The organism is Streptomyces durbertensis, from assembly GCF_014156695.1.
GTDB lineage: Bacteria > Actinomycetota > Actinomycetes > Streptomycetales > Streptomycetaceae > Streptomyces > Streptomyces durbertensis.
The window spans coordinates 1-1,447 of sequence record NZ_WMLF01000738.1 but is presented as its reverse complement, the minus strand read 5'-3'; the positions used below and the strand labels follow the sequence as shown (position 1 = coordinate 1,447).

1 pseudogene is annotated in these 1,447 nt (G+C 69.9%); it reads right to left on the bottom strand.

Annotation, left to right across the window (positions count from 1 at the left end):
* Window positions 1–29: 29 nt before the first annotated feature.
* A pseudogene (locus GL263_RS26420) lies at window positions 30–1,334 on the bottom strand (MFS transporter); the annotation flags it as partial.
* Window positions 1,335–1,447 lie beyond the last annotated feature (113 nt).

The following is a 1,447-nucleotide window of genomic DNA, read 5'->3' as shown; positions in this document are numbered from 1 at the left end:
CGTCCGCCCCGCCCACGTGTTCACCCGCCCTACGCCACGGGTTCCGCGACCTGCTCGGTCGCCTTCGCCGGCGACTCCTCCAGGCGTTGGCCGCGCAGCAGGTACCAGGCGAGCACGGCGGCCGCCGCGAGCACCACGGCACTCAGTGAGGCCGCGGCCCGCAGGCCGTCGGTGAACGCCTCCCGGGCCGCGTCCAGCAGCGCGTCGCCGGCCTGGCCGGGCAGCGTGGCGGCCACCTCCGCGGCGGCGCCCAGCGATCCGCGTGCCTCCTCCGCGGCGGCGTCGGACACCTGCGGCGGCAGCGCGAAGCCGCGGTAGACACCGGTGACGATCGAGCCGAGCACGGCGATGCCCAGGGCGACACCGAGCTCGTACGCGGTCTCGGAGACCGCCGACGCGGCGCCCGCCTCCTCCTTCGGCACGCTGGAGAGGATGACGTCGGCCGTCACCGTGAAGGCGAGTCCGGCGCCGACTCCCACCAGCAGCAGGACCGGGCCGAGCAGCCAGTACCCGGTGTCCTGCGCCAGCCAGGCGCAGCTGCCCATGGCCACCGCCACGGCGGCGAGGCCGACGCTGACCGCGCCGCGCACCGAGGTGCGGCGGGCGATGCGGCCGGCCAGCAGACCGGCCGTCACCGAGCCCAGTGCCGCCGGAAGTTCGGCGATTCCGGCCTCCAACGGGCTGCGGCCCTGCACCAGTTGCAGGAACTGCGACAGGAAGAAGATCAACCCGGCCAGTCCCAGGATGGTCAGCAGGTCGGCCAGCACCGCGCCGCTGAACCCGCGGTGCCGGAACAGCCGCATGTTCAGCAGCGGCGCCGGCAGCCGCAGCTGACGCCGGACGAACACCGCCAGCAGCAGCACACCCGCCACGGCCGCGCCCAGCACGTCCAGCCGGGCGCCGTGCAGCGCGCCCTCCTTGACGGCGTAGACGACGGCGACGATGCCCGCCATGGACAGCAGCACGCTCGGCAGGTCCCACGGGCCGGGCGCGGGGTTGCGGGACTCCGGCAGCACCCGGGCGCCGACCACCAGCAGCACCGCCATGACCGGCAGGTTGATCAGGAACACCGAGCCCCACCAGAAGTGCTCCAGCAGGAAGCCGCCGACAACCGGCCCGACGGCCGCGCCTGCCGAGGTCATCGCCGCCCACACGCCGACCGCGAAGCTGCGCTCACGCGGGTCCGGGAAAATGTTGCGGATGAGCGCCAACGTCGACGGCATCAGCGTGGCACCGGCGACACCGAGCAGCGCCCGCCAGACGATCATCGCCTCGGCACTGTGCGCGTACGCCGTGCCCACCGAGACCAGACCGAACGCCGCCGAGCCCACGAGACCTCAGAAAAAAAAAAAAAAAAAAAAAAAAAAAAACTAAACAACACTGAACTAATCCAACATAATATACTAATATATAGATAGACTGTTGATTAGAATATTTTAATACTATA